At 60.3% G+C, this 25,197-nt stretch carries 23 protein-coding genes; 15 read left to right on the forward strand and 8 right to left on the reverse strand.

From position 1 onward, the window contains the following. Positions 1-3 precede the first annotated feature (3 nt). Positions 4-867, reverse strand: a complete 864-nt coding sequence (locus BLU24_RS21280; protein WP_093103565.1) for a PHP domain-containing protein — start codon at positions 865-867, stop codon at positions 4-6. 87 nt (positions 868-954) lie between these two features. Here BLU24_RS21280 and BLU24_RS21285 point away from each other — a divergent pair, with 87 nt between their 5' ends. From BLU24_RS21285 to BLU24_RS21310, 6 genes are all read left to right on the forward strand, one after another. Beyond that, positions 955-1,551 carry a septation protein A gene (locus tag BLU24_RS21285; protein WP_093103567.1) on the forward strand — a complete coding sequence of 199 codons (597 nt, stop codon included), beginning with the start codon at positions 955-957 and terminating at the stop codon, positions 1,549-1,551. A 1-nt stretch (position 1,552) separates the two neighbouring features. Next, a complete protein-coding gene (locus tag BLU24_RS21290) occupies positions 1,553-1,852 on the forward strand; it encodes a YciI family protein (RefSeq protein ID WP_007919677.1) in 300 nt (99 codons plus the stop codon). Positions 1,853-1,961: 109 nt separating this feature from the next. Next, complete coding sequence (locus tag BLU24_RS21295; protein ID WP_090282308.1) at positions 1,962-2,372, forward strand: translation initiation factor 2; 411 nt, start codon at positions 1,962-1,964, stop codon at positions 2,370-2,372. A 7-nt stretch (positions 2,373-2,379) separates the two neighbouring features. Beyond that, positions 2,380-3,057 (forward strand): response regulator transcription factor, encoded by a 678-nt coding sequence (locus BLU24_RS21300; protein WP_093103570.1) that lies wholly within the window; start codon positions 2,380-2,382, stop codon positions 3,055-3,057. 728 nt (positions 3,058-3,785) lie between these two features. Beyond that, positions 3,786-4,238 carry a Spy/CpxP family protein refolding chaperone gene (locus BLU24_RS21305; protein WP_090282306.1) on the forward strand — a complete coding sequence of 151 codons (453 nt, stop codon included), beginning with the start codon at positions 3,786-3,788 and terminating at the stop codon, positions 4,236-4,238. Between the two features lie 175 nt (positions 4,239-4,413). Beyond that, complete coding sequence (locus BLU24_RS21310) at positions 4,414-5,754, forward strand: sensor histidine kinase (protein WP_093103573.1); 1,341 nt, start codon at positions 4,414-4,416, stop codon at positions 5,752-5,754. Positions 5,755-6,030: 276 nt separating this feature from the next. Here the strand turns inward: BLU24_RS21310 and BLU24_RS21315 are convergent, their stop codons facing one another. Further along, positions 6,031-6,597: a nitroreductase family protein gene (locus BLU24_RS21315; protein ID WP_093103576.1), complete on the reverse strand. Its 567-nt coding sequence runs from the start codon at positions 6,595-6,597 to the stop codon at positions 6,031-6,033. Positions 6,598-6,718: 121 nt separating this feature from the next. Between BLU24_RS21315 and BLU24_RS21320 the strand changes: the two genes are divergently transcribed. Then, positions 6,719-8,173, forward strand: a complete 1,455-nt coding sequence (locus tag BLU24_RS21320; protein WP_090282303.1) for a TrkH family potassium uptake protein — start codon at positions 6,719-6,721, stop codon at positions 8,171-8,173. Here BLU24_RS21320 and BLU24_RS21325 read toward each other — a convergent pair. Continuing rightward, entirely contained in the window at positions 8,130-9,191 is a 1,062-nt protein-coding gene (locus tag BLU24_RS21325; protein WP_203421175.1) for an AraC family transcriptional regulator, read from the reverse strand. The genes BLU24_RS21320 and BLU24_RS21325 overlap by 44 nt on opposite strands. A gap of 164 nt (positions 9,192-9,355) precedes the next feature. Here BLU24_RS21325 and BLU24_RS21330 point away from each other — a divergent pair, with 164 nt between their 5' ends. Together BLU24_RS21330 and BLU24_RS21335 are read left to right on the forward strand one after the other, a co-directional pair. Continuing rightward, positions 9,356-9,667: a DUF962 domain-containing protein gene (locus tag BLU24_RS21330; protein WP_090282301.1), complete on the forward strand. Its 312-nt coding sequence runs from the start codon at positions 9,356-9,358 to the stop codon at positions 9,665-9,667. A gap of 13 nt (positions 9,668-9,680) precedes the next feature. Then, a complete protein-coding gene (locus tag BLU24_RS21335; protein WP_093103581.1) occupies positions 9,681-10,271 on the forward strand; it encodes an HD domain-containing protein in 591 nt (196 codons plus the stop codon). A gap of 134 nt (positions 10,272-10,405) precedes the next feature. Here the strand turns inward: BLU24_RS21335 and BLU24_RS21340 are convergent, their stop codons facing one another. Beyond that, on the reverse strand, positions 10,406-11,221 hold the full coding sequence (locus BLU24_RS21340) for a UDP-2,3-diacylglucosamine diphosphatase (RefSeq protein ID WP_093103584.1): 816 nt from the start codon (positions 11,219-11,221) through the stop codon (positions 10,406-10,408). 135 nt (positions 11,222-11,356) lie between these two features. Here BLU24_RS21340 and BLU24_RS21345 point away from each other — a divergent pair, with 135 nt between their 5' ends. Beyond that, entirely contained in the window at positions 11,357-12,121 is a 765-nt protein-coding gene (locus tag BLU24_RS21345; protein ID WP_093103587.1) for an AraC family transcriptional regulator, read from the forward strand. A 202-nt stretch (positions 12,122-12,323) separates the two neighbouring features. Beyond that, entirely contained in the window at positions 12,324-13,217 is an 894-nt protein-coding gene (locus BLU24_RS21350) for a DMT family transporter (RefSeq protein WP_093103589.1), read from the forward strand. On the opposite strand, the gene BLU24_RS21355 is transcribed toward BLU24_RS21350, so the two are convergent. Next, positions 13,211-13,498 carry a SelT/SelW/SelH family protein gene (locus BLU24_RS21355; protein ID WP_093103592.1) on the reverse strand — a complete coding sequence of 96 codons (288 nt, stop codon included), beginning with the start codon at positions 13,496-13,498 and terminating at the stop codon, positions 13,211-13,213. The genes BLU24_RS21350 and BLU24_RS21355 overlap by 7 nt on opposite strands. A gap of 71 nt (positions 13,499-13,569) precedes the next feature. On the opposite strand from BLU24_RS21355, the gene BLU24_RS21360 reads away from it, so the two are divergent. After that, the gene (locus tag BLU24_RS21360; RefSeq protein ID WP_093103595.1) at positions 13,570-15,759 is read left to right on the forward strand and encodes a patatin-like phospholipase family protein; all 2,190 of its coding nucleotides are present in this window, start codon (positions 13,570-13,572) and stop codon (positions 15,757-15,759) included. Positions 15,760-15,880: 121 nt separating this feature from the next. On the opposite strand, the gene BLU24_RS21365 is transcribed toward BLU24_RS21360, so the two are convergent. The 3 genes from BLU24_RS21365 to recQ all read right to left on the reverse strand — a co-directional run bounded on the left by BLU24_RS21365 (position 15,881) and on the right by recQ (position 20,634). Further along, entirely contained in the window at positions 15,881-17,623 is a 1,743-nt protein-coding gene (locus tag BLU24_RS21365) for a FimV/HubP family polar landmark protein (protein ID WP_093106889.1), read from the reverse strand. Between the two features lie 127 nt (positions 17,624-17,750). Further along, a complete protein-coding gene (locus BLU24_RS21370; protein ID WP_090282294.1) occupies positions 17,751-18,185 on the reverse strand; it encodes a MarR family transcriptional regulator in 435 nt (144 codons plus the stop codon). A gap of 319 nt (positions 18,186-18,504) precedes the next feature. Further along, complete coding sequence (gene recQ, locus BLU24_RS21375; RefSeq protein ID WP_093103598.1) at positions 18,505-20,634, reverse strand: DNA helicase RecQ; 2,130 nt, start codon at positions 20,632-20,634, stop codon at positions 18,505-18,507. Between the two features lie 387 nt (positions 20,635-21,021). Between recQ and BLU24_RS21380 the strand changes: the two genes are divergently transcribed. The 3 genes from BLU24_RS21380 (at position 21,022) to BLU24_RS21390 (ending at position 25,163) form a co-directional block, all read left to right on the forward strand. Next, positions 21,022-21,609, forward strand: coding sequence for a UPF0149 family protein (locus BLU24_RS21380; protein WP_093103601.1), 588 nt, complete (start codon positions 21,022-21,024; stop codon positions 21,607-21,609). A 10-nt stretch (positions 21,610-21,619) separates the two neighbouring features. Further along, the gene (locus tag BLU24_RS21385) at positions 21,620-22,015 is read left to right on the forward strand and encodes a YbaN family protein (protein WP_093103604.1); all 396 of its coding nucleotides are present in this window, start codon (positions 21,620-21,622) and stop codon (positions 22,013-22,015) included. Positions 22,016-22,154: 139 nt separating this feature from the next. Then, a complete protein-coding gene (locus BLU24_RS21390) occupies positions 22,155-25,163 on the forward strand; it encodes an Ig-like domain-containing protein (RefSeq protein ID WP_093103606.1) in 3,009 nt (1,002 codons plus the stop codon). Positions 25,164-25,197 lie beyond the last annotated feature (34 nt).

The raw sequence follows: 25,197 nt of genomic DNA on the forward strand, positions 1-25,197 counted from the left end.
TGTTCAGACGGCGGCAATAACTGGGTCATGTTTGAACCGACACCACAGGGGTGGAAGGTCCTCGGGAACCGGCCGGTACTGGCCGATCTCGGACCAGCCGCCAGGGCCATGGAAGTCACTGCCGGCGCTGACCAGCAGACCGAACTCACGGGCAAGGATCGCCAGGCTGCCCACCTGTTCCGCAGGCTGATAGCCATTGACCACTTCAATGGCATGCCCGCCCGCTTGAATATAGTCGGCAATCAGCTTGCGGCGCTTGCTGCGGGTGAAATCATAGTGCCACGGGTGCGCCAGGCTGACCCAGGCACCGGCGGCGCGCAGCGTGCCGACGGTGTCTTCCAGTGTCGGCCAGTGCAACTTGACGTCACCGAGCTTGCCGGCGCCGAGCCATTTGCGAAATGCCTCGGCGCGATCCTTGACGTAACCTTCGCGCACCATCCAGTCGGCGAAATGCGGACGGGCCGGCGCGTTGCCGCTGTCGCCCAGTTCCTGCTGGATCTGCCGGGCGCCGTCGAGGGCACCGGGCATGCCCTTGAGGGCGAGTTTGCGGCTTATTTCTTCCGACCGCAGCCAGCGACCGTCGTGCAATTTGGCGATCGCTTCGACCAACGGTGCGGCGTTGACGTCGAAACCGTATCCCAGCACATGAATGGTCGCTCCGCCCCAGGTGCAGGACAACTCGACGCCGTTGATCAGTTGCATGCCCAGTTCAGTGGCGGCCGTGCGCGCTTCGGCGAGGCCTTCAAGGGTGTCATGGTCAGTCAACGCCAGGACTTGCACGCCGTTTTCGAACGCACGCGCAACCAGAACCGCAGGCGCCAGGGCGCCATCGGAGGCCGTGCTGTGGCAGTGCAAATCAACATTCACGGGGAGTTGTAACCTCAAATCAGCTGGCGCTATCGCGCGCCCATATGTTTGTTATTATGCCGCCACATCCAGCTTCTGGCTCTCACTGTGAAACAATTCATCGATTTCATCCCGCTTCTGCTGTTTTTCATCGTTTACAAACTTGATCCACGGGTCGTCGATATCGCCGGCCAGCAAGTGACCGTAGGCGGTATCTACAGCGCCACGGCGATGCTGATCATCAGCTCCCTGGTGGTCTACGGCGCGCTGTTCATCAAACAGCGCAAGCTGGAAAAGAGCCAATGGCTGACCCTGATCGCCTGCCTGGTGTTCGGCAGCCTGACCCTGGCCTTCCACAGCGAAACCTTCCTGAAATGGAAAGCGCCGGTGGTCAACTGGCTGTTCGCCGCGGCCTTCATTGGTAGTCACTTCATTGGTGACCGCCTGCTGATCAAACGCATCATGGGCCATGCGCTGACCCTGCCGGACCCGGTCTGGACGCGCCTGAACATCGCCTGGATCGGTTTTTTCCTGTTCTGCGGCGCCGCCAACCTGTTCGTCGCCTTCACCTTCCAGAGCATCTGGGTCGATTTCAAGGTGTTCGGCAGCCTGGGCATGACCGTGCTGTTCCTGGTCGCACAGGGCGTTTACCTGTCGCGTCACCTGCACGACGCCGATACCACAACACCAAAAACCGAGGACTGACATGCTCTATGCCATCATTGCCACCGACGTCGCCAACTCGCTCGAAGCCCGCCTCGCCGCGCGCCCGGCGCATCTGGAGCGCCTGCAAGCGCTCAAGGGCGAAGGCCGCATCGTGCTCGCCGGCCCGCACCCGGCGGTCGACAGCAATGATCCGGGCGCTGCGGGTTTCACTGGCAGCCTGATCGTCGCCGAATTCGATTCGCTGAGCGCCGCGCAGGCCTGGGCGGACGCCGATCCGTACATCGCTGCCGGCGTCTACGCCAATGTCGTGGTCAAGCCGTTCAAGCAAGTCCTGCCTTAAGCCTGTCCCCACGCGATGAACCTTGTCGGTTCATCGCGTTCTCAATCGCTCATTATTCTCGTTTGCCTGCCGACAACCTGCCCAATATCCATTGCAAACAGGTGTCGCGATGCGCAAGGGTCCGTTGTGTCTGATGTGGGTCACGTTGTCGATCATGGCGCCCGCCCATGGTGAGGAAATCACTGATGGCGGCAGTTCCACGCCATTTTCGCTGAGTGCCGGCAGCCAGATCACCGAGTTGCAGCAGCGCCTCAAGGCCAGCGAGCAACAACGAGAAGAACTGAGCAAACAACTGCAAAATGCCGACAACACCCGTGAAAGCGCCCAGCTTGCCCGGTTGCGCCAGGAGAACCAGCGCCTGAAGCTGCAACTCAAGGAAGCGCAGGCCAGTCCGCTGCCGCGTCTGCTGACCGATCAGCAACAGTGGTTCGTCACGGGCGCCGGGGTAGCGCTATTGGCGCTGCTCTGCGGTATCTTTGCCAGTGGAGCAAGCCGAAAACGTCGGCAATGGCTAAATTGAGTGAGTCATGAGCGAGCTGTTATTGATTGATGATGACCAGGAGTTGTGTGAACTCCTGAGTAGCTGGTTGAGCCAGGAAGGCTTCCAGGTGCGCGCCTGCCACGATGGTCAGAGTGCCCGCAAGGCCTTGGCCGAAACCGCTCCGGCGGCGGTGGTGCTGGACGTGATGCTGCCCGACGGCAGCGGTCTGGAACTGCTCAAGCAATTGCGCAACGATCACGCCGATCTGCCGGTGCTGATGCTCTCGGCCCGCGGCGAGCCGCTGGACCGCATCCTCGGTCTGGAGCTGGGCGCCGACGATTATCTGGCCAAGCCTTGCGATCCGCGCGAACTGACTGCACGCCTGCGCGCCGTGTTGCGCCGTAGCCACCCGGCGGCGGTGTCGACGCAGCTTGAGCTGGGTGATTTGAGTTTCAGTCCGGTGCGCGGTGTGGTCAGCATCGATGAAAAAGAACAGACCCTCACCGTTTCTGAAAGCCGCTTGCTCGAAGCCTTGCTCAAGCAGCCTGGCGAGCCGCTGGACAAGCAGGAACTGGCGCAGATTGCCCTTGGGCGCAAGTTGACGCTGTATGACCGTAGCCTCGACATGCATGTCAGCAATTTGCGCAGGAAGATCGGCCCTCACCCGGACGGACGGCCGCGGATCGTTGCGTTGCGGAGTCGGGGTTATTACTACAGCCTTTGAGTCGGCGCAGTTTGCCTGTGCGGGTAGCTGGCTATGGTGCGTTTTGAGTGCATATCCGTTGCTGCGGTAACGGCGGCTTAGGGTTTCGCCCTTACGGCGAGTCCCTTTTTCAAACGCCGGAGTGCCGGCCCAGCAAAAAGGAACCAAAAGGCTTTGCTCCTACGTACGGCCCTCGCAAGCTCGGGTCCCTTCGCTCCGGGATCGCTCCGGGCGCAGCGGCTACGGTTTGCTTCGCTGCACCTCCTTCCGCTGTGTACGACTTCGTCGTACGGTCGCTGCGCTCCCACGCCCGGATCAATCCCTCCACTCAGCCTTCCGATGTCGCTGGTTAGGCAAGATCAAGATCAAGGGCACTCGAGCTAACGCTCATTGTTGAGTGGTTAGAAGCGGGTGGTTGGTTTGGGATTTGTGGTGGATTCGCCCCTCACCCCAGCCCTCTCCCCCAGGAGAGGGAGCCGATCTTTGGGCTTTTCAAAATTTGTGTTCGACTCGGTATGTCATGTCGGTGTGACTCTCGCATCCCGCACGGTCAGTCCCCTCTCCCTACGGGAGAGGGTTAGGGTGAGGGGCTTTTGACGTTGCCTTTGATCTTCAAGCCTTTGGGGTATGTCAGCTCGATGACAAATCGTCTTTACCCAAGCTTTACGCTGTACTGACCGCCGCTGACCTTGATCTGCGTAATCTGCACTCATCCGGAACGTACCGGGAACGAGACAAGGAGATACACCATGCGCAAGACTCTTATCGCTCTGATGTTCGCTGCCGCTCTGCCAACCGTGGCCATGGCCATGCCACAGGATGGCGGTCCGATGGGTGGCCCGCTCGACGGTCCGCGCCACGGGGGTCAGATGCACGGTGGCATGCACGGCAAGGGCCCGTACAGCCAGCTCGACCTGTCCCGCGAACAGCGCGAGCAGATCCGCAAGATCATGGGCGAGCAGATGCACGAGCGTAAGCAAGTGGTCGACAAGTACCTGGAGAAACTCTCGCCGGCCGACCAGAAAGCCATGAAGGACGAGATCGCGGCCAACCACAAGAAAGCCGAGTCCGATGTCCGCGCCTTGCTGAAACCGGAGCAACAGAAGCAGTTCGACGAGATCCAGAAAAAGCGCGCCGAACGCCGCGCCGAATGGGCCGAGTTCAAAGCGTGGAAAGCGCAGCAGGCGCAAAAGGCGCAATAATGGTTTGACCCTGGGCCCGACGGCTGACGCCGTCGGGCCTGTTTTCAATGATCCAGATGTAGGAGTGAGCCTGCTCGCGATAGCGGTGCGTCAGACAAGTATGAATTGGCTGATACACCGCCATCGCGAGCAGGCTCACTCCTGCATTGGTTTTTGTGTTGTTTGAGGAGTTTCTGTGCGTTCATTGTTCTGGCGTATTCTCGCGAGTTTCTGGCTGGCCATTGCTCTGGTCGCGGGGCTGTCGATTCTGCTCGGGCACATGCTCAACCAGGACGCGTGGATTCTCAGCCGCCATCCCGGCCTCAATACGCTGGCCAGTGAATGGACGCAAACCTACGAAGCCCAGGGCGAAGAAGCCGCGCAGGACATCCTCGAACAGCGCAAACGCCAGTATCACATCGACGTTCAAGTGCTCAATGAAACCGGCGACCCGGTAGTACGCGGCACCTTCCCGCGCCGTGCCGCCGCGTTCGAAGCACGGCAGAACAACGACGACCGCCGCCTGCCGTGGCGGCGTCTGACCGATGAAATCACCAGTGAAAAAACCGGTGACACTTATCTGTTCATCTACCGCATACCACACCCGGAACTCGATGCGTGGCACCGCGAAAGCCTGCTCTGGCCGCTGAGTGCGCTGGGCATCGCGCTGGTGGTGCTGACCCTGTTCAGTCTGCTGGTGACTTTCTCGATCACCCGACCGCTCAGCCGTTTACGCGGTGCGGTGCATGATCTGGGGCAAACCACTTATCAGCAGAACAGCCTGGCCAAACTGGCCAACCGCCGCGATGAATTCGGCGTCCTCGCCACCGACTTCAACCGTATGGGCGCGCGTCTGCAAAGCCTGATCGGCAGCCAGCGCCAGTTGCTGCGCGATGTCTCCCACGAATTGCGCTCGCCGCTGGCACGGCTGCGCATTGCCCTGGCACTGGCGGAACGGGCGAATCCGCAAGAACGGGAAAGACTCTGGCCACGGCTGACCCGCGAATGCGATCGGCTGGAAGCCTTGATCAGTGAAATTCTGGTGCTGGCGCGGGTCGATGCCGACAACGCCAGTGCCGAAGAGGTGGACCTGAATGCGCTGCTCGGCGCCTTGCAGAAAGATGCGCAACTGGGCTCGCCGGAACAGACCGTGCGTCTCGAAGCTGAGCAGCAACTGCATCTGAAAGGCTGGCCGACGATGATCGAGCGCGCGGTGGATAATCTGCTGCGCAACGCCCAGCGCTTCAATCCGCCGGAGCAGCCGATTGAACTGCAGGCCTCGCTTCAGGGCGAGCGAATTGTCATCAGCGTGCGCGACCACGGGCCGGGCGTGCAGGCTGAGCATCTCAGTCAATTGGGCGAGCCGTTTTACCGGGCGCCGGGGCAGACAGCGGCCGGGCATGGGCTGGGTCTGGCGATTGCCAAGAGGGCGGCGGAGCGGCATGGCGGCTCGCTGATATTGGCGAATCATCCGCAGGGTGGGTTTGTGGCGAGTCTGGAATTGCCGCTTGTTCCGGGTGCGGTGGTGCAGCCATAAGAGCCACCCTCACCCCAGCCCTCTCCCGGAGGGCGAGGGGGCTGACCGAGGTGTCATACGTTCCACGTCGACCTGATAAACCGAGTCGACTCCGGATTCGCAGAAACAACACTTCCTGCGTCTGAGTCGATTGTGGATCCGCAAAAACAACACGTCCTGCGTCTGAGTCGACTCTGGATTCAGCGAAAATCACTCAGGACGGCGAACCTCTACAGCATCCCCCAATCAGTCCCCTCTCCCTTTGGGAGAGGGCTAGGGTGAGGGTGCTTTTGATCTTTAGCCTTTACCAGGCCAGGCACTGACAAACTCAGCCAGATCAACTTTCTCAGCCACCCGCGGCTCTTTCTGCGGCGTGCCGAGGTAAAGAAACGCAATCACCTCCTCCCCTTCCGCCAAACCCAACCCCTTGGCAACATGCGCTGAATAAGCCAGATCCCCAGTCCGCCAAACCGCACCAATCCCCTGCGCATACGCCGCCAGTAAAATCCCGTGCGCCGCGCACCCGGCCGCGAGCAATTGCTCGGCCTTCGGGTATTTGACGTGTTCCTGCAATTTCGCAATCACCACCACCACCAGCGGCGCACGCAGCGGGCCGTTGCGGGCCTTGTCGATCATCGCTTCGGTGACTTCGCCAGCCTGCATTTGCGCAGCCTCGGCCAGCAACTCGCCCATTTGCTCACGCGCGGCGCCTTCGACGGTCAGGAAACGATACGGCTGCAGATGCCCGTGATCCGGCGCGCGCAAGGCGGCGCCAAACAGGGCTTCGCGCTGCTCGGCAGTGGGGGCCGGTTCGACCAGTCGGGGAACGGAAACACGGTTGAGCAACGCGTCGAGAGCCTGCATCGGCCACCTCCTTTGAAAAATGTGCGGCTATTCTAGCTTTAACTGTGCAGCGCCTGCCGGTTTACATGCCCTGCCCCGCAGGTAGAATGGCGCCCTTCTTCCATCAGCCCGAGCGGATTTCATGGCGTTGCCGACCTTACGGACCATTGGTTTCATCATCGGCATTTTCCTGATTACCCTGGCTGTGGCCATGGTCGTGCCGATGGCCACCCTGGTGATTTTCGAGCGCACCAGCGACCTGCCGTCCTTCCTCTGGGCGAGCATGATCACCTTCGTCGCCGGCCTCGCACTGGTGATTCCCGGCCGTCCGGAACACGTTCACCTGCGCCCGCGAGACATGTATCTGCTGACCGTCAGCAGCTGGCTGGTGGTGTGCATTTTTGCCGCGCTGCCGTTTCTGCTGACCCAGCACATCAGCTACACCGACTCGTTTTTTGAAAGCATGTCGGGCATCACCGCCACCGGCTCTACCGTGCTTAACGGTCTGGACACCATGTCGCCGGGCATCCTGATGTGGCGCTCGATGCTGCACTGGATCGGCGGCATCGGCTTTATCGGCATGGCGGTGGCGATTCTGCCGCTGCTGCGCATCGGCGGCATGCGCCTGTTCCAGACCGAATCTTCGGATCGCTCGGAAAAGGTCATGCCGCGCTCACACATGGTGGCGCGGCTGATCGTGGCGGCTTACGTCGGCATCACCATCCTCGGCAGCCTCGCGTTCTGGTGGGCGGGGATGAGCCCGTTCGATGCGATCAATCACGCGATGTCGGCGATTTCCACCGGCGGTTTTTCCACGTCCGACCAGTCGCTGGCGAAATGGACGCAGCCGGCGGTGCATTGGGTAGCGGTCGTGGTGATGATCCTTGGCAGCCTGCCGTTCACCCTGTACGTGGCGACGTTGCGCGGCAATCGCAAAGCGCTGATCCGCGATCAACAGGTGCAGGGTCTGCTGGCGATGTTGCTGGTGACGTGGCTGGTGCTCGGCACCTGGTACTGGTGGACCACCAAGCTGCACTGGCTCGAAGCGCTGCGCCACGTGGCGCTGAACGTAACGTCGGTGGTCACTACCACCGGGTTCGCCCTCGGCGACTACAGCCTGTGGGGCAATTTTTCGCTGATGTTGTTTTTCTACCTGGGCTTTGTCGGCGGCTGTTCCGGCTCGACCGCGGGCGGGATCAAGATTTTCCGCTTTCAGGTCGCCTATATCCTGCTCAAGTCCAACCTCAATCAACTGATTCACCCGCGGGCAGTGATCAAGCAGAAGTACAACGGTCATCGCCTCGATGAAGAGATCGTGCGCTCGATTCTGACTTTTTCGTTCTTCTTCGCCATCACCATTTGTGTGATCGCCTTGCTGCTGTCGTTGCTCGGCGTCGACTGGATGACCGCGCTGACCGGCGCGGCGAGCACCGTGTCCGGGGTCGGTCCGGGACTGGGCGAAACCATCGGCCCGGCCGGCAACTTCGCCACCCTGCCGGATGCGGCCAAATGGATTCTGTCGGCCGGCATGCTGCTCGGCCGACTGGAGATCATTACGGTGTTTGTGCTGTGTATTCCGGCGTTTTGGCGTCACTGACCGCGTTCGGCGCTTGCAGCAACCGCGCCCGATAATCACCGGGCGTGGTGTCGAACCAGCGGCGGAAGGCGCGAAAGAAATTGCTCGGGTCGGCGAAGCCCAGCAGGTAGGCGATTTCCAGCAAGGTCATGCTTGGTTGCGCCAGATACTGTTCGGCAAGTTCGCGGCGAGTGTCGTCGAGTAATTGCTGAAAACTGGTGCCCTCCTCCTGCAAGCGACGCTGCAAGGTGCGCTGCGACAGATGCAGGGTCTGCGCCACGGTGTCGCGCTTGGGTTCGCCCTGCGGCAGCAAGCGGCACAGCACTTGCCGTGCCTTGTGCGTCACGCGGCTCTCGGAAAACCGCGCCAGATATTCCCCGGCAAAACGATCATGCAACAGCGCCATCGCTTCGTTGGCGGTGGGCAACGGCGCTTCCATGTCGGCGCGCTTGAAAATCAGCGCGTCGTACGGCGCGCCGAACACCAGCGGCGCGTGGAAGGCTTGTTTATACGGTTCGAGGTCGGCGGGTTGATCGCCCTGCAGCAGCACTTTGACCGGGTGCAGTGGGCGCCCGCTGAGCCAGCCGCACAGGGCCAGTGCGCAGGCCAGCGAGGCTTCGGCGCTTTGCCGGGTCGGCGGCAGGTGATCGCCATGCACGGTCAGAATCAGCCCGTAACCTTCATCGAGCAAACGAAAACTCAGGTCCGCACTTTCGGCGATGATGCGCTGATAGCGCACCAGCCGTTGAAAACCTTCGGCCAGGGTATTGCTCGACATCAGCGCATAACCGGCGACATGAAACGAGGCCGGTCGCACCACCTTGCCCATGTTCAGGCCGATCGCCGGGTTACCGGACAAGTCGACCGCGCGTTGCCAAAGCCGGGTCATGGAGTCTTGCGTGAAACGCGCATCCGGATCATCCAGCGCTGCGTAATCGAGCCCCAGTTGCTTGAACAGAACCCGGCAATCCAGGCCGTCCATCTCCAGCGCTTTGACAATCCCCATCGCCCAGCTTGCAGAAGTCGTTCGTTCGCTCATGGCGTTTTTCTTATACATGATGGGCTGCATGTTACGGCCCGATTTGCGAAGGATACTAAAGTGGCGCCGATTGTCACTGGCCCACCCCCATGATCACTCTAGACTCAAATAGGCTACCCGCCGCACAACTCGTCGCCAGAACAATAACCACAGAGATCGCAGTCGTGGAAAACGTAAAGCAATTCAACAGCTTCGCTGAGTTCTACCCCTATTACCTCAGCGAGCACAGCAACAGCACCTGCCGGCGCCTGCACTTCATCGGCACCAGCCTGGTGATTTTCATCCTCGCTCTGACCATCGCCAAAGGCGCGTGGCTGCTGTTGCTGGCCCTGCCGCTGGCCGGCTACAGCTTCGCCTGGGTCGGGCATTTCTTCTTTGAAAAGAACCGACCGGCGACTTTCCAGCACCCGCTGTACAGCCTGCTCGGTGACTTCGTCATGTACCGCGACATGATTCTGGGTCGCGTAGCGTTCTGAAGGAGCTCTGCCCGTGAATGCCACTGCCCGCTTTACCCATATGAAGGACGGCACCGAAGAAGACTGGGCGATCATCGCCGCTGACTTCAGCGCTTCTGCCAGACAGCTGCCGGCGCGGATCGTCACGCACCTGAAGTTGCTCGAAGGTGACTTCGGCGGATTTCCGGTGGATCGCCTGACCCACTCGCTGCAAACCGCGACCCGTGCGTTTCGTGATGGCCGCGATGAGGAATATGTGGTCTGCGCGCTGCTGCACGACATCGGCGACACCCTCGGCTCGTATAATCACCCGGACATTGCCGCGGCGATTCTCAAGCCGTTCGTCAGCGCCGAAAATCTGTGGATGGTCGAGAAGCACGGGGTATTTCAGGGTTACTACTTTTTCCACCACCTGGGCATGGATCGACACCTGCGCGAGCAATTCAAGGAGCACCCGCAATTTCAGGCAACCGCCGAGTTCTGCGCCAGATACGATGCGGCGGCATTTGATCCAGCGTATGACACACTGCCGCTGAGCTTCTTTGAGCCGATGATGGAGCGGCTGTTTGCGCAGCCGAAGAACTCGATCTACAAGGCGGCGATGGAGCAACACAGCCCGGCTTGATGTTGTTTGTTCTGGCCCCATCGCTGGCAAGCCAGCTCCCACAGAGAATTGGATCTCTCACACATTTTGTGTGCATCCAGGAACCCTGTGGGAGCTGGCTTGCCAGCGATTAGGCCCTCTCAACCACCCGAGAATCAGGCGAGTTCGGTGACCTTGGCCGCCTTGAGCTGCGCCTCACGTGCCTGCGCATCCGCCAGCCGATACAGCTCGATCGTGCCGTCCCAGTGCTCGATCAACGCCGTGCACGATTCCACCCAGTCGCCGCAGTTGAGGTAATCCACCTCGCCCACCTTACGAATCTCGGCATGGTGGATGTGGCCGCAGACCACGCCATGCAACTCGCGCTTCACGCACTCATGGGCGATCGCTTCTTCGAAGTCGCTGATGAAACTCACCGCGGTTTTGACCTTGTGTTTCAGGTACGCCGACAACGACCAGTAGCCATAGCCATACCGCGCCCGCCAATGGTTGAGCCAGCGATTGAGGGTCAGGGTGAATTCGTAGGCGGAGTCGCCGAGAAAGGCCAGCCAGCGGTGATAACGGGTGATCACGTCGAACTGATCGCCATGGATCACCAGCAGATGGCGCCCATCGGCGGTGACGTGCACCGCCTCGTCGACCAACTGGATATTGCCCAGAATCAGTTTCGAATAGCGGCGCAGGAATTCGTCGTGGTTGCCGGTGACGTAGATGACTTCGGTGCCGCGCTTGCTCATCGTCAGCAGCCGGCGGATCACATTGGTGTGCGCCTGTGGCCAGTACATGCCGCCGCGCAGTTTCCAGCCATCGATGATGTCGCCGACCAGATAGATCTTGTCGGCGTGGTAACCCTTGAGGAACTTCGACAAGTGTTCCGCCTGGCAATCGCGCGTGCCCAGGTGCACGTCGGAAATCCACAGGGTTCGCACCCGTTGCTTGCGGCTGGGTCTGGCGAGCTCGGCGCTGGTCATGGGCAACCCTCTGCGATGTTTTCGCCATCGTGCACTGGCCCGGTGAATCGACCATGACAAGCGCAAGTCAGTCGTGTGACAACGCATCCTGGCAACGTCGGTGTAGACTGGCGACCACTGCGGAGACTGCCTGCCATGCGACCGATCCTCACCCTGCGTCACTACACCCGCGACCTGATCGTGCACAGCCACGACCACGCACAATTGGTATTCGGGCTTTCCGGTGCGCTGGATTTCGAAGTCGAAGGTTGTGGCAGCCAAGTGCGCCAGCAGAGTTTTGTGGTGATCCCCGCCGGCGCCCATCACGCTTGTGGCAGCCCCAGCGGTAGCCGGTGTCTGGTGCTGGATGTTCCCGACGGAGGATGGCTGACGGACTCGCTCGGTGAGCATGCCGACGCCAGTCGCCGCTTGCTCGATCAGCCGGGCCGGTTGTCGCTGGATGCGGGGCAAAGCCAGTTGGTCAGTTGGCTGGCAAACAGCCCGGTCGCCGATCCGTTGATTGCGCAGCAAGGCGCGGTGTTGCTGCTGGCCAGTCTGAACCACGCGCGGCCTGCCGAACTCGCTGCCCGCCGCCTGCCTTATGCCGCGCTGGATGCGCATATCGAGCAATACGCCGCTTATCCGCTGCAAGTCGCCGATCTTGCGCGGGTCGCCGGGTTGTCCAGCGCACGTCTGCACGCACGCTTTATGGCCGAATGCGGGCAGACGCCGATGGACTACATTCGCAGTCGGCGCCTGCATCTGGCGGTGCAATGGTTGCGCGACACGCCGCTGCCGATCGGCGAAATCGCCAGCCGCGTCGGCTATGCCTCGCAGAGTGCGTTTTCTGCTGCGGTGCTGCGTGAGTTCGGCGCGTCTCCGCGTCAGTTGCGCCGCGATTCCTGCGACAAAAGTCGCTAGCCTGCCGACAGATTTGCCGGGCAATCCGCGGTTCAATGCAATAGCTGCCGCAGATGATCTGATCGTTCCCACGCTCTGCGTGGGAATGCAGCCCGTGACGCTCCGCGTCACTGGACGCAGAGCGTCCCTGGAGGCATTCCCACGCGGAGCGTGGGAACGATCAACGATCACGATTAAACCGTATTTGAAATAAAGGATTGCAATGACTCCGCGTACCGCCCTCGGCGCTCTGCACATTGGCGCTTTGATGTTTGGCCTGACCGGTGTGTTCGGCAAACTCGCTGCCGCCTCGCCCGCGGTGATCGTCTTCGGTCGTGCCGCGTTCGCCGTACTCGCCCTCGCCTTCTTTGCCCGGTTCGCCAGTCAGCACGGCTGGCGGAAACTGCAGGCGCTCGATTGGCGCCGCCTCGCGCTCAGCGGCGTATTGCTGGCCGGGCACTGGGTGAGTTTTTTCCTCTCGGTGAAAGTCGCCGGCGTGGCCATTGCGACGTTGGGTTTTGCCAGTTTCCCGGCCTTCACGGTGATTCTCGAAGGGCTGATCTTTCGCGAACGCATCCGCGCCAACGAGATGCTGCTGGTGCTGCTGGTCAGTGTTGGCCTGATTCTGGTCACCCCGAGCTTTGATTTGGGCAGTGGCGCGACCATCGGTCTGCTCTGGTCGGTGTTGTCGGGCCTGCTGTTTTCGCTGTTGTCGCTGACCAACCGCGCCAGCTCCGGGCGGATTCCGGCGGTACAGGCGGCTCTGTGCCAGAACGTGGTGGTGGCGCTGTGTCTGCTGCCAGTCGCGGCGCCGCAACTGAGCGCAGTGCGTGCGCTGGACTGGTTGTGGATCGCCCTGCTCGGGGTGTTCTGCACCGGGGTTGCGCACAGTCTGTTCGTCGCCAGTCTGGCGGTGATAAAGGCGCGCACGGCGGCGGTGGTGTTCGCCATGGAGCCGGTCTACGGCATCACCATCGCCTGGCTGCTGTTCGATGAGAACCCGACGCCGAAGATGTTGCTGGGCGGCGCGCTGATCATTGTCGCCATCGTTGTCTCAGCGCGGATGTCCGGGCATACCGAGAAGAAAACCGTCGCCGCCGAGGCCGCGTCTCACTGAGTGCGGTCGTTGTGACCGAGGTCGCGTTGCGGATCGATCCGGTCGCGGACCCGCTGCTTGAGCACCTTGGCCTCGGGAAAACCGCCGTCGGCCTTGCGCTCCCAGATCTGCACACCATCGCAACTGATGTGGAATATCCCGCCGGTGCCCGGCACCAGTGACACTTTGCCGAGATCGTCGCCGAAGGTGCTGAGCAGTTCCTGCGCCAGCCACGCGGCGCGCAGCAGCCATTGGCACTGGGTGCAATAAGTGATGACAACTTCTGCTTTTGCGACAGTCATGTTCGCTGAAACTCCTGAGACAGAGGGCGCCGCTATAATAGCCGGCTTTATCGCTTGCCCCGAGACTCACAATGCGCCGTCTGCTGTTCTGCCTGCTGCTTGGTTTCCTGCCCCTGTTCGTTCATGCCAGCGAAGCGCCGCGACCGAAAATCGGTCTGGTGCTGTCCGGCGGCGCGGCACGCGGGCTGGCGCACATCGGCGTGCTCAAGGCCCTGGAAGAACAGGGCATCAAGATCGACGCGATCGCCGGCACCAGCATGGGCGCCGTCGTGGGCGGCTTGTACGCCTCGGGCTACAAGGTCGATGAGCTGGAAAAACTCGCCTTGAGCATCGATTGGCAAGCGGCGCTGTCCGACGCGCCACCGCGTGAAGACGTGCCGTTCCGGCGCAAACAGGACGACCGTGATTTTCTGGTCAAACAGAAACTCAGCTTCCGCGACGACGGCAGCCTCGGCCTGCCGCTGGGGGTGATCCAGGGCCAGAACCTGGCGCTGCTGCTGGAAAGCCTGCTGGCGCATACCAGTGATACCCGCGACTTCGACAAGCTGCCAATCCCCTTCCGCGCTGTCGCCACCGACATTGCCAACGGCGAAAAAGTGGTGTTTCGCAAAGGTCATTTGCCCCAGGTGATCCGCGCTAGCATGTCGATCCCGGCGGTGTTCGCCCCGGTCGAACTCGACGGCCGGCTGCTCGTGGACGGCGGCATGACCGACAACATTCCGCTCGATGTCGCGCGGCAAATGGGCGTCGACGTAGCCATCGTGGTCGACATCGGTACGCCGCTGCGCAATCGCAAGCAACTGGCCACGGTGGTCGACGTGTTGAATCAGTCGATCACCCTGATGACCCGCAGCAACTCCGAAGAACAACTGGCCGCACTGAAATCTACGGACGTGCTGATCCAGCCAGCACTGGCCGCCTACGGCGTGACCGACTTCGGCAAGACGCAGGAGATGATCGACGCCGGTTATCGCGCGACGCGCATCCTCGACAAGCGCCTCGCCGTGCTCAAACCCACGCAATCCCAGGACGCCGAACTCAACGCTGCGCGCTCACCCGGCCAGCGCACGCCGATCATCACCGCGATCCGCGTCGAGAACGACTCGAAAGTCGATGACGATGTGATCCGCTATTACATCCGCCAGCACATCGGTGAGCCGCTGGATCTGGGCCGTCTGCACTCGGACATGGGCACGCTGTACGGCCTCGACTATTTCGAACAGGTGCAATACCGCGTGGTGCACAAGGGCGACGCTCACACCCTCGTGATCAGCGCCCGCGGCAAACGCAGCGGTACCGATTATTTGCGCGTTGGCCTCAACCTGTCGGACGACATGCGCGGTGACAGCGCCTTCAATCTCGGCGCCAGCTACCGCGTCAATGGCATCAACCGCCTCGGCGCGGAATGGCTGACCCGCGCGCAGATCGGCGATAAACAGGAGCTGTACAGCGAGTTCTATCAACCGCTGGACGTTGGCTCGCGGTATTTCGTCGCGCCGTACGCGTCGTTCGAAGCGCAGAACGTCGATTCGGTGCTGGATAACGACCCGATCGCGCAATATCGCGTCGAGCGCTACGGTTTTGGCCTCAACCTGGGGCGCCAGATCGGCAACAACGGCGAAGTGCGCTTCGGCGTCGGCGAAGCCTGGGGCAAGGCCGATGTGCGAATTGGTGATCAGGATCTGCCGAGTGAAAACTTCAACGAAGGTTTCTATGCGCTGAAGTATTCCTACGATTCGCTGGATAACGTCTATTTCCCCCACGAGGGCAAGGACATCAGCCTGACCCTGGTGCAGTACGAGCCGGGGCTCGGTTCGGATACGCGTTATCGGCAGTGGGATTTCAAGATCGATAAAGCCATGAGCCATGGGCCGGACACGCTGATCCTCGGCGGGCGCTATGGACGCACGCTCAACGACGCGAATGTGGTGACGTCGAGCTTCCTGCTTGGCGGTGCGCGGCAGCTGTCGGGCTTCCGCGAAGACGCGATTTCCGGGCAGAACATCAGCCTGATGCGCGCGGTGTTCTACCGTCGCCTGACGCCTCGCGCCTATCTGCCGCTGGACTTCCCGTTGTATGCCGGCGCCTCGCTGGAACGCGGTCGGGCGTGGAACAACGATAATGAATTCGACAGCGGCTATATCAATGCCGCCAGCGTGTTCATTGGTTTTGATACGCCACTGGGGCCGTTGAATTTCAGTTATGGCTTGAATGATGCGGATGAGCAGGCGGTGTATCTGAATCTGGGGCAGACGTTCTAGTGGTTTGGTCTGACAATCCGCTATCGCGAGCAGGCTCACTCCTACAGGGGAATGCATTCCACATGCAGGAGTGAGCCTGCTCGCGATGGCGGAGTCAGCCGCACCACAAACAGGTCAGAGATCAGCGAATTCCCGCCAACAACGTGCGTGCGGTTTGCTTCAGCGGTTCATCGCCCTCTTTGAGCAATTCATTGAGCAGTGCGATTGCACTGTCGATGTCGCCGTCGTCGATGCAGGTTTGCGCCTGCTCCAGCTTCTGCGAGGCACCAGGTTCAGGCGCCTGCAGATCCAGCGGTTCGAGCACTATCGAAGGCTTCGGATCAGCGAACTCATTGAGAAAGTCATCGTCCAGCGGCTGCGCATCCGGTTCGGGAATCCACTCAAGCTCCGCTTCTTCCCCGGTCGTCGGTTCGGGCAGCTCGAAATCCTGAGGCAGTACTTCCAGGCCGGCGCCGAGGTCGGCGTTCTCGATTGACGGTGCCTGGCGGGTGTCTTCAAGGTCCCAACTGGACTCCATCGACAATTCGCCCAGCTTCAGTTCGAAGTCATGCTCGGGCGGCGATTGTTCAGCTACCACAGGCGCGGCTCCGACAATCGGCAATACAGGTGCCAGCGGCGCGGCGTTGATCAGTTTTGGATGGCGCGCGCGCGTTTCGCGTAACGGCTGTTCGTCCACACCGAGTTCGCGCAAGTGATTTTCCTGCTCTTCATACGCGGCGCTATCGCCCTGACGTCCGAGCACTTCGAGCAATTGCAGGCCGAGGTCAAGGCGTTCAGGCTCCTTGTGCAGGGCATCACGCAAGAGTCCCGCCGCTTCGTTGAGCCGGCCATAGGCGAGATAGATCCCCACGGCCTCCAGCACATCTCCGGCTGTCGGCTCTTCGCGGTGATCGGCGTTGACTTGAGTTGCGACAGGCTCGGCAGCTTCCATCGCGTCGGCTGGCGGCTCGGCAAGGGGTGCCATCTGCGGCAGCGGTTCGCCGTCTCGTCGCCACTGTTGACGATGCTTGCGCACGAACAGCGCCGCCAAAGCGCCGAGCAGGAGCATCAGTGCGCCAAGCAAGGGCCAGTTCAAACCGTCTTCCGCAGGCTCGACCGGCGTGACCGCTGGTGCGGGCGTGGGCGCGATAACGGTGGGCGGTGGGGCTTTTTGCAGCTCGGCCAAGCGCGTCTGCAGGTCAGTGACCTGCTTCTTGCCGTCAGCAATCTGTACATCCTGCGCTTGCACCTTCGCGTTCAATTCGTCGACGGTTTTCTGCAACTGCTGGTTCAGCAATTCGCTGGCGGCCAATTGCTCTTTGCTGTCATCAATCGGTGCTGGCGTTGCCGCAGGCGCCGCCTCGCGCTTGCCTTGAGCGGCCTGTGGCGCCGCGGTAACGGGCTCAACGGTAGGAAATGCCGAGGATTGTGCACGGGGGTCCGGCTCATCGGTCGCCGGCACGATACCCGGCGAACCCGGTGGGTCGATCAGCACGGTGTATTCACGCAGTAAACGCCCATTGGGCTGGTTGATCTGCACGAGGAAATTCAGAAAGGGTTCGTTGACCGGTTTGCTCGAGGTCACCCGGATCATCTGGCGCTGGCCACGCAGGATCGGAATGAACTTGAGGTCATTGAGAAAGAACACTCGCTCGACCCCGGCCTGAGCGAACTCCTCCGCGGTGGCGAGGCTCACCGCCAGATCGTTTTGCGTCAACCCACCGACGTCAACCAGGGCGATGTCGGCCTTGAGCGGCTGATTGAGGGCTGAGTGAACGGTGATGTCACCCAGCCCCAACGCCATTGACCAGGCCGAATAACTGAATACGCCAGCGACCAGCAGCCATTTGGCGCTGCGCAGTACCACGTGCCGACTTGCGAGCATGAGCATCCCTTAAATAAGCAAAACCGACTTCTATGCGTTCGCACATCCGGTACGAACACGATATTGCCCAGTAGTTCTTATAGTCGGCTCAGCGCGATCTCTCCAAGAATCGGCACGTGGATGTGCCTCAAGACTTTTCCAGGTTGCCCAGAATGTGCGCGTGAACGCGCATGCACACCTTCAGATCCGCCTCGTCGACGCCATCGAACAACTCGCGTCGCAGTTGCGTGGCAATGGTTTCGATTTGTTCGATCAACGGCAGGGCCGGTGCGCAGAGGACGATTTTTTTCGCCCGGCGGTCTTCCATCACCGATTGACGTTGCACCAGGCCCTGGGTTTCCAGACTATCGAGCAAGCGCGCCAACGTAGGCCCTTCCACTCCAACGCTCTGCGCCAGCTCACGTTGGGTCGGTGCCTCTTCGAACCGTGCCAGGTGCAGCAGCACCAGCCAGCGCGCCTGGGACAGCCCCAGCCCGGCCAGTCGACGGTCAAGTTCGGCACGCCAGCCACGGGACATATGGGCCAGTTGCATGCCAAAGCGGTGTTGATCGGTTAACGGCATAAAACACTCACGGATAGACTGAAAATACGGAAAATCTAATTATTAGTCAGCTAAGCATGGGCGGCAGTTATAGGCAAGTGGCGGTCTGTACTGAATCGTTACAACTGCTTGAAGATCAAAAGCCCCTCACCCTAGCCCTCTCCCAGAGGGAGAGGGGACCGATACGGGGATGCTTCAGAAATTCGCCGATCTGGCAAAGCTTTGCTGAATCCATAATCGACTCGAGCGTTCAGGTCGATGTATGACGCCAGACATCGCGGTCGGCCCCCTCTCCCTCTGGGAGAGGGCTGGGGTGAGGGATGAGGGGTAAGGGGCCTGATTACATCTCGAATTCAGACTGCAACGCCGCCCGCACGCAATAAAGCACACCTTCCGGGACCCGCCCGGCAAACAACTCAGCTACCTCGGCAACCGACGGCAATTCGCCCTCCCCGTCAAGAAATGCATCCTGCACCTCGCCCATCAATTCTTCAGGCAAATCCAGCGCCTGCTCGAGTGACAACTGCTGCTTGCCGATCGCTTCGGCGAGCATCGTGTAGACGTTCTTCTCCGAGCACTGCAACTGCCCGGCAATCTGCAATGGCGTCATGCCGGCGCGGGCCAGGGTGATCAGTTCGTGGCGTACGTCGGCGACCGGTTTCGGCGCCTCGGCCTCGCCGCCGAGCACTTCGAGGAAGGCATCGCCGTAGCGTTCCAGCTTGCGCGCGCCGACGCCGCTGACCCGGGCCATTTCCGCCAGCGAGGTGGGCTGGCTGCGGAGCATTTCCAGCAAGGTCGAATCGGGGAAGATGACGTACGGCGGCACGCCATGTTCTTCGGCCAGTTTGCGCCGCAGCGCGCGCAGGGCTTCCCACTGTTCGCGCTCTTCGCCGCGCACCAGTTGGCTGGCCGGGCTCTTGCTGGCGGTTTTGGCGGTGGCTTGCGGTTTGAGATCGCGACGCAGCTCCAGCGTCACTTCGCCCTTGAGCAACGGCCGGCAACTGTCGTTCAAGCGCAGACCGCCATAACCCTCGTGATCGACATCCGCCAGACCGCGCGCCACCAACTGGCGGTACAGCGAGCGCCACTCACTCTCGCTCAGGGCCTTGCCGACCCCGTACACCGACAGATGCTGGTGACCGAAGCTGCGGACTTTCTCGTTGTCCTTGCCCAGCAGGACATCGACCAGATGCCCGACGCCGTAGCGCTGACCAGTGCGGAAAATCGCCGACAACGCCTGACGCGCCGGCTCGGTGGCGTCCCAGGTCTGCACGCCATCGACGCAGTTGTCGCAATGCCCGCACGGCTCGGGCATGTCTTCGTCGAAATAGGCCAGCAGAGTCTGACGCCGGCAGCGGGTTTCTTCGCACAGCGAGAGCATGGCGTCGAGCTTGTGCTGCTCCAGACGCTTGTGCCGTTCGTCGCCTTCGGAGTTCTGCAGTAGCTGCTTGAGCATCACCACGTCCTGCAGACCGTAGGCCATCCACGCATCCGCCGGCAAACCGTCACGGCCGCCGCGACCGGTTTCCTGGTAATAGGCCTCAAGGGATTTCGGCAGGTCGAGGTGCGCAACGAAACGCACGTTGGGCTTGTCGATGCCCATGCCGAACGCCACCGTAGCGACCATGATCAGGCCTTCCTCGTTGAGGAAGCGCTTCTGGTGATAGGCGCGCAGATCATTGGGCAGACCGGCGTGATACGGCAGCGCCGGGAAGCCTTGCTCGCTGAGGAATGCAGCAACTTCCTCGACTTTCTTGCGTGACAGGCAATAAACGATACCGGCATCGCTGCGCCGCTCGGCAAGGAACGCCAGCAATTGCTTGCGCGGCTGCTCCTTGGGCACGATGCGATAGAAGATGTTCGGACGGTCGAAGCTCGACAGGAAGCGTTCGGCGTTCTGCAGGTGCAAGCGATCGACAATCTCTTCGCGGGTGCGCTTGTCGGCGGTTGCGGTGAGGGCAATGCGCGGAACGTTGGGGAACAGCTCCGCCAACTGGCCGAGTTGCAGGTATTCGCGGCGGAAATCGTGGCCCCACTGCGACACGCAATGCGCTTCATCGATGGCGAACAGGGCAATTTCCAGGCTTTGCAGGAACGCCAGCATGCGCGGCTGGACCAGACGCTCGGGCGCCAGATAGAGCATCTTCACTTCGCCGCGTTTGATCCGCGCGGCGAGATCGCGTTGCTGCTCGGCGCTCAGGGTCGAGTTCAGCGCAGCGGCCGCCACACCCAGTTCTTCGAGCGTGGCAACCTGATCGTCCATCAGCGCGATCAGCGGCGACACCACCACCGCCAGGCCGTCGCGCAGCAGCGCCGGGACCTGGAAGCACAGGGACTTGCCGCCACCGGTAGGCATCAGCACCAGCGCATCACCGCCGCTGGCCACACGCTCAATGATTGCACCCTGACGGCCACGGAAACTGTCGTAGCCGAAGATGTCCTTGAGGACGCGTTGAGCCTGTTCGAGCATAGAAACTCCAAAAATCTACCGGTACATCCCTGCTCAGGCTGGGTCAGAACAGCCGCGACTGCTTAAACAAAAGGTAAGAAGCCGTTGCATGGCCAGCAAGATGCGGGCAGGGAGCGCAAAACGCGGCAGTATACCCGAGGCCTCTCCTGCGCAGGGTGCCGCTGATAAGACACTGCCAATTGTGCCTTTCACGGATCCTGTAGGAGTGAGCCTGCTCGCGATGACGGCGGCACATCCGGCAATTATGTGACTGACACACAGCTATCGCGAGCAGGCTCACTCCTGCAGGGTTTTGTGTAACTGGCGGCAAATCTGCCAGGCGGCTGGCTTGAGCGCGCAAGAAGGCCTAGAATTCTCGCACTGTTTATTCCCCAAGGTAGCCCCGTAATGTCCTTCGCTGAGCAACTGACCCGCCTGCAAGTCTTCCTCGACGCCGACGAGCTGCACGACGAGGCGCTGGATTATGTGGCCGCCCACGGTTACCTGACCGCGCTGTCGATCTGCTCCGAAGATGTGCCGGAGCGTGAATGGATCGACGCCCTGTTCGCTGAAGAGCCGCACTACAGCAGCGAAGCCCAGCGCGAAGAGATCGAAGCCACGCTGATCGGCCTCAAGGCGCACATCGCCCGTCAACTGGCGTCCGATGAAGAATTCGAACTGCCTTGCGAACTGGACCTCGGTGATGAGCCGGACGATTCCGAACTGCGCGGCTGGTGCATCGGTTTCATGGAAGGTGTGTTCCTGCGTGAAGCCGCCTGGTTCGAAACCGCCGAGGAAGAAGTCAGCGAAATGCTCCTGCCGATCATGGTCGGTTCGGGTCTGTTCGACGAACAGCCGGAATTCGAAGACATCGCCAAGGACGCCAATCTGATGGACGACATGATCGTACAGATCCCGGAAGCCCTGACCGCGCTGTACCTGCTGTGCCACGCGCCCGACGAAAAACCGGCCATCCTCAAGCCACGTCACCACTAAGATCCGGCCTATGGAAAATCCCATAGGCAACCGCTCCCTGATGTTGCGCTACATCCTGCTGGCCGTCGGCTGGCTCAGCGTGGCATTGGGGGTGATCGGCATTTTCCTGCCGGTCCTGCCCACCACCCCTTTCCTCCTGCTCGCCGCGGCCTGCTTTGCGCGCAGCTCTCCGCGTTTCTACCAATGGCTGGTCGAGCACCCACGGCTCGGGCCATGGATTCGCGATTATCTCGACGGCAACGGTATTCCGCTCAAGGCCAAGGTCTACGCGATCGGGCTGATGTGGGCGAGCATTCTGTTTTCATGCTACCTGGTGCCGCTGCTGTGGGCACGCGGGTTCATGTTGACCAGTGCGGTGCTGGTGACGGTTTATATTCTGCGGCAGAAGACGTCGCGCAAAACGTGAATTATTCCGGACCTGCCTCGCTACCGCCCATCTGAAACCGGCCCGCACCTGTCAGAGTTGACAGGTGCGCACTTCACCGCAGCATGGTTAATTCTTCTGCATCGGCGCTGACAGCGCCCACTGCGGAAGGTGTGCATTCATGAGCGACTCCCAGTACGTAATATTCCCCCCCGCTCCCCATTCCGGCATCGGAGTGCTGGCCGTCTATCCGCCGAACCCACTCGGCTACAAGAAACAGGAAGACGGTAGCTTGGGCATCAACATCGCCATGGTGTATAGCGATACTGAGGGATTGTGGTGCTATCTCCCGGAGTATCTTGGCCAAGCCATCGGCGATCTCATTAAAGTATTCATCGACAGGCCCGACGTCTCCAAGCCTCTGCCTGTATGGTTTGACGAACTGACAGAGGACGATTTCGAGGCCGACGGACTGACGCCCAAGCCTGTAACGTTTTATATTCCAGCGGAGACTCTCGAGGAAAAATTTGCGCCTCTGACAGACCAAAGGCTGGACTTCTGGAGCGAAGTCACGCGAAAGAGCGGCAACACATCGCTTCCATCGCCACACGCACAGCTCTGGTTCAAACACCCCGCACCGGGCGAGGCGGATATTGACGGTGGCAAGCCTTTCAATCAGGGTCTGAAGCTGCCGATCCCAACGGAGAGCGTCGTCGATCAGCTCGTCATCGAGGAGGGCATGTATTGCACGGTCGAGCACTACTTCAACCAGCGGATTGGCGATACGGTTGTGCTTGCATTCGGTTCGCTGCGACTGGAGAGCGTCGTGACCGACGATTCGGCCGACATCGTTTTCGAGCTGACGCCTCAGCTACTCGCCACCTTGCCAAAAACCAATAGCCTGGTGGTGCGCTGGTGCGCTTATGACGTTGTAGAGAACGCCAGTGGCTGGTCGGATGCGCTCATGCTGACGTTCAAACCCGGCGTTATTCTGCTGGCTGCGCCGATTTTCGAGCAGTCCGATGGCGAAAACGTACTGCACCATGACCTGCTTGCCGGCGGCCCGACGAACATTTTGCTCACAGGCTCTTTTGCGGTGAACGACCTGATTGCCTTGACGCTTGAAGGGTTCACCAAGGACAGCGTGCGAGTCACTCATACTTATTCTCAAACGATTACCGTCGCCAGCAAGACACTGAACTTTCCGGTCGAAAATTTCCGCATCCAAAATGTAATAGGTGGAAGTTTACGAGCAACCTATATTCTTACCAGAGCAGGTAAACCCCAACTCTCCAAGCCTGCTGACGTAACCGTTGCGGGCAAATCCCTGTCATTGGGAGCACCGGTGGTCACTCCTCTGGTGGAAGGTAAACTGGAGGTGGATACGGTAATAGCCTTGGTAGAGGTCGCGAGTTTCTGGCCCTTGAAAAAAGGCGCAGAAGTCAGAATGCACTGGAAAACAGACATCAACGGCAAATGGAACGAATTCTCATTGGGGCATACTGTAGTTGATATCACCAGAAAGATCGTTTTCGAGATCGGAAGCGAAAACATCAAGCCCTACGCAAGCGCGAAACTGGCCGTAAAGGCCACGATTACCAACCCCGGTGAGAAGGAAATCTTTTCTGATCTCACGGAGTTGAAGATCGGCGATCCCAAGGAGCTTGTCCTGCCGCCCCCCTCACTCGTAGACCCCTTCACTAATCCCCTTGACCCCCTGGCGGCGCTGCCGAGCATGCTGGTGGAGTATCCCGATGCCGAGACGGAAAAAGTTCGTCTGGTGTGCACACCCCTGCCCTTCGGATTTGATCGTTTCCCGCTGGTAGAGCTGGATTCGGCCAACCAAGCCACCTTTCTGCTGAACCGACAGCTGATAACCGCCCTTCACGGCGAAACCGTGCGATTCAAATACAATTTGAATCTGGACGGCAAGAAAATCGGTTCATCTCCAGAAACGACGATTTCCTTCAAGTTGATCGCAGATCAGGACCCCAGGTTTCCGAGGCCGCGGATCATTGGCTTTGACAACGGAATACTGGACGTAAAAAAGCTGACCAGCACAGACAAACTGGTGGTCAACCATTGGCATGGACAACGGCCCACGCAGAGCCTGACGCTTGTGCTGATCGGCGTCGACGCCAACGACAACGCTGTTCGTCACGTCATCATCAACGCAGAGGCGAGCGTCACCAGCGCCGGGCTGATACGGGAGCTGTCAACGCTGACGCTGGAAGTATTGAGAAATCTCAAAAACGGCACTACGGCAACATTGATATTTTCTGTGCGTCTGGGGCTGCGCGGCAAACCGGTGGAATTTCCTCACCAGATATATCAGATCGAATCTCTGGTTGAGCTGCAGCCGGTCATTACCCTCATCAAGGACTCGCAGAACCGGGAAATCCCGCACAGCGACCAGACGGTTGACCCCGATATCACGGTTGAGGGGACTGCGAGCATAGAGCAGCAGGTTGAAGTGCTGGTGAATGGCGAGTCGGTGGAGACGGTGACCACGGACAAGGACGGCAAATTCTCAGTGCTATTGGAGGAGCTAACCGTCGATGTACTGACCGTCGTGCAGATTCGAGCACTCTATGGCGACCGGCTGCTCTCGCCTTTACGCTCGTTCACGCTGCGCAAAGCATTGCAAGTCAACAACAGCGCCATGGCCCTGCATGGAGCGAGAGTTTATGCATGGGCCCACAGTAAGGACTTCCTAGGTAACACGCAAATCCGTGCTGCTGTCCCGTCCACAGGGGTGCCCCCGATCAGGTATACGAGCAGTAATCCGAACGTGGCCTCCGTTGACGGCAACGGGAAAGTCACCGGTTTGCGTAACGGCAATACCTACATCACCGTGCAAGACAGGTTCAGCTCATTTTCTTACAACGTGGATGTCAGGAATATTTACCGACTGGACGTGTCTGGAGTTTCGATGGATCACGGCGCCGCAGTACGCTGGAAGGATAAGATTTATGGTTCAGAACCGTTGACCTATTTCTTTAATGCCATGTACGAGGTCTATTCCAATGACGTGTACTGGCCGCTACATTCTGGCTGGATAACATGGATGTGCGACACCAGAGCATGTAGTGGCAATGCGGGATATTACGTCTGGAGAGGTGGCGGACATCTCTGCCGTAACGACGGGGACATCGGATACTGGGCATGGTGCCTCAGACCGGTCAATTGAGATTGTGCTATCGCCGGCTAACGCGGCCAGCTCC

It is taken from the genome of Pseudomonas sp. Z003-0.4C(8344-21), from assembly GCF_900104975.1.
In the GTDB taxonomy this organism is placed as follows: Bacteria; Pseudomonadota; Gammaproteobacteria; order Pseudomonadales; family Pseudomonadaceae; genus Aquipseudomonas; species Aquipseudomonas granadensis.

What these genes read in the sequence shown, in the direction of transcription:
- BLU24_RS21290 (WP_007919677.1), top strand. Translation starts at nt 1,553, where the DNA reads ATGCTCTATGCCATCATTGCCACCGACGTCGCCAACTCGCTCGAAGCC.
- BLU24_RS21295 (WP_090282308.1), top strand. Translation starts at nt 1,962, where the DNA reads ATGCGCAAGGGTCCGTTGTGTCTGATGTGGGTCACGTTGTCGATCATG.
- BLU24_RS21300 (WP_093103570.1), top strand. Translation starts at nt 2,380, where the DNA reads ATGAGCGAGCTGTTATTGATTGATGATGACCAGGAGTTGTGTGAACTC.
- BLU24_RS21305 (WP_090282306.1), top strand. Translation starts at nt 3,786, where the DNA reads ATGCGCAAGACTCTTATCGCTCTGATGTTCGCTGCCGCTCTGCCAACC.
- BLU24_RS21315 (WP_093103576.1), bottom strand. Translation starts at nt 6,597, where the DNA reads ATGCAGGCTCTCGACGCGTTGCTCAACCGTGTTTCCGTTCCCCGACTG.
- BLU24_RS21320 (WP_090282303.1), top strand. Translation starts at nt 6,719, where the DNA reads ATGGCGTTGCCGACCTTACGGACCATTGGTTTCATCATCGGCATTTTC.
- BLU24_RS21325 (WP_203421175.1), bottom strand. Translation starts at nt 9,191, where the DNA reads ATGAGCGAACGAACGACTTCTGCAAGCTGGGCGATGGGGATTGTCAAA.
- BLU24_RS21340 (WP_093103584.1), bottom strand. Translation starts at nt 11,221, where the DNA reads ATGACCAGCGCCGAGCTCGCCAGACCCAGCCGCAAGCAACGGGTGCGA.
- BLU24_RS21345 (WP_093103587.1), top strand. Translation starts at nt 11,357, where the DNA reads ATGCGACCGATCCTCACCCTGCGTCACTACACCCGCGACCTGATCGTG.
- BLU24_RS21350 (WP_093103589.1), top strand. Translation starts at nt 12,324, where the DNA reads ATGACTCCGCGTACCGCCCTCGGCGCTCTGCACATTGGCGCTTTGATG.
- BLU24_RS21355 (WP_093103592.1), bottom strand. Translation starts at nt 13,498, where the DNA reads ATGACTGTCGCAAAAGCAGAAGTTGTCATCACTTATTGCACCCAGTGC.
- BLU24_RS21360 (WP_093103595.1), top strand. Translation starts at nt 13,570, where the DNA reads ATGCGCCGTCTGCTGTTCTGCCTGCTGCTTGGTTTCCTGCCCCTGTTC.
- BLU24_RS21365 (WP_093106889.1), bottom strand. Translation starts at nt 17,623, where the DNA reads ATGCTCGCAAGTCGGCACGTGGTACTGCGCAGCGCCAAATGGCTGCTG.
- BLU24_RS21370 (WP_090282294.1), bottom strand. Translation starts at nt 18,185, where the DNA reads ATGCCGTTAACCGATCAACACCGCTTTGGCATGCAACTGGCCCATATG.
- recQ (WP_093103598.1), bottom strand. Translation starts at nt 20,634, where the DNA reads ATGCTCGAACAGGCTCAACGCGTCCTCAAGGACATCTTCGGCTACGAC.
- BLU24_RS21380 (WP_093103601.1), top strand. Translation starts at nt 21,022, where the DNA reads ATGTCCTTCGCTGAGCAACTGACCCGCCTGCAAGTCTTCCTCGACGCC.
- BLU24_RS21385 (WP_093103604.1), top strand. Translation starts at nt 21,620, where the DNA reads ATGGAAAATCCCATAGGCAACCGCTCCCTGATGTTGCGCTACATCCTG.
- BLU24_RS21390 (WP_093103606.1), top strand. Translation starts at nt 22,155, where the DNA reads ATGAGCGACTCCCAGTACGTAATATTCCCCCCCGCTCCCCATTCCGGC.